This is a genomic window from uncultured Sphingorhabdus sp., from assembly GCF_937872355.1.
Classification (GTDB): domain Bacteria; phylum Pseudomonadota; class Alphaproteobacteria; order Sphingomonadales; family Sphingomonadaceae; genus Sphingorhabdus_B.
Genome location: NZ_CALMSV010000113.1, coordinates 1 through 2148, shown reverse-complemented (window position 1 = coordinate 2148; position 2148 = coordinate 1). Strand labels below are relative to the sequence as shown.

Here is a 2148-nt window from a genome sequence, read left to right as displayed (position 1 = left end):
CGACCTGCCCAACTGCGACCACGCCGCCGGCCTGCCGCCCTTCCTGCGTGGGCCGTACCCGACGATGTACGTCGGCCGCCCCTGGACGGTGCGCCAGTACGCCGGCTTTAGCACGGCCGAGGAGAGCAACGCCTTCTATCGGCGCAACCTGGCCGGCGGCCAGCGGGGTCTGTCCGTCGCCTTCGACCTGGCCACCCACCGCGGCTACGACAGCGACCACCCGCGCGTCGTCGGTGACGTCGGCAAGGCGGGCGTCGCCATCGACTCCGTCGAGGACATGAAGATCCTGTTCGACGGCATCCCGCTCGACCAGATGTCGGTGTCGATGACGATGAACGGCGCGGTCATCCCGATCCTCGCCTTCTTCATCGTCGCCGGGCAGGAGCAGGGGGTTCCCACCGAGCAACTCGACGGAACCATCCAGAACGACATCCTCAAAGAGTTCATGGTCCGCAACACCTATATCTATCCGCCCGAACCGAGCATGCGGATCATCTCGGATATTTTTGCTTACACTTCGGCGAACATGCCGAAGTTCAACAGCATTTCGATCTCCGGCTATCACATGCAGGAAGCCGGGGCGACGCAGGTTCAGGAACTGGCCTTCACCATTGCCGATGGCATGGAATATGTGAAATATGGCGTCGCCAGCGGCCTCGATATCGACAAGTTTGCGGGGCGTTTGAGCTTCTTCTTCGCCATCGGCATGAACTTCTTCATGGAAGTCGCCAAGCTGCGCGCTGCGCGTGTGCTCTGGCACCGGGTGATGACCAAGCTGGGCGCGCAGGATGAGCGTTCGAAGATGCTGCGCACCCACTGCCAGACCAGCGGCGTGTCGTTGCAAGAACAGGACCCGTATAACAACGTTATTCGCACTACCATCGAAGCGATGGCGGCGATGCTGGGTGGCACCCAGTCGTTGCACACCAACGCGCTTGATGAAGCGATTGCGCTGCCGACCGATTTCTCCGCCCGTATCGCGCGCAACACGCAGATCGTGATCCAGGAAGAAACCGGTATGTGCAATGTCGTCGATCCGCTGGGTGGCAGCTATTATATCGAGGCGCTGACGCAGGAACTGGTCGACAAGGCTTGGGAAATTATCGAACGCGTCGAAAGCGAAGGCGGCATGGCCAAGGCGGTTGCAGCTGGCTGGCCCAAGGCGATGATTGAGGAGGCGGCTGCTGCCCGTCAGGCTCGCGTCGACCGGGGCGAAGACGTCATCGTCGGCGTCAACAAATACCGGCTTGCCAGCGAAGACCAACTCGAAACGCTGGAGGTGGATAACCACGCGGTTCGCGAAGGCCAGATTGCCCGCCTGAAAAAGATGCGCGAGACGCGTGACGAGGCGAAATGTCGCGCTGCGCTCGCAGCGTTGGCCGAAGGTGCGAAGGGCAAGGGGAACCTCCTTGAACTGGCGGTCGAGGCCGCACGCCATCGCGCTTCGCTTGGCGAGATTTCGGACGCGATGGAATCCGCCTTTGGCCGCTATGGAACAACGCCAACGCCGGTAAAGGGCGTCTATGGCGCGGCCTATGATGGCGATGCGCGCTATAATCAGGTGCTGGAAGGTGTTGCCGCTGTCGAACGCCGCCTTGGCCGCAAACCCAAGCTGTTGGTCGCCAAGATGGGGCAGGACGGGCATGATCGCGGCGCAAATGTGATCGCCTCGGCATTCGCCGATATGGGTTTTGACGTCGTTTCGGGCCCGCTGTTCCAGACACCCGAAGAAACCGTGGTGCTCGCGCTGAGCGAAAATGTCGACATCGTCGGCGCCTCGAGCCTTGCCGCGGGGCAAAGGACGCTGACCCCCGAACTCATTACCCGCCTGCGCGAAAATGGACGGAGCGATATCAGGGTGATCGCTGGCGGGGTCATCCCGCCGCAGGACTATGATTATCTGCGCGATGCAGGCGTGCAGGGCATTTACGGCCCGGGCAGCAATGTCGTTGAATGTGCTGCCGATGTGCTGACCCTGCTTGGCCACAATATGCCGCCTTTGGGAGAAACTGCGTGACCGTTCGCACCGATTGGACGCGCGAAGAAATCGCCGCGCTGTTCGACCTGCCATTTGACGAGCTGGTCTTTCAGGCCGCAACGGTACACCGCGCGCATCATGCTGTGGGGCAGATCCAGCTTTGCACCTTG

The 2148-nt window shown here is 61.6% G+C and carries 1 protein-coding gene and 1 pseudogene; both read left to right on the top strand.

Going from position 1 to position 2148, the window contains the following annotated elements:
- Positions 1–2017 (top strand): methylmalonyl-CoA mutase (gene scpA, locus Q0239_RS06490; protein WP_298600099.1); only part of this gene is annotated, 2017 nt, incomplete at its 5' end.
- Positions 2014–2148 (top strand): annotated as a pseudogene (locus tag Q0239_RS06485) (biotin synthase); the annotation flags it as partial. The gene scpA and the pseudogene Q0239_RS06485, both read left to right, overlap by 4 nt.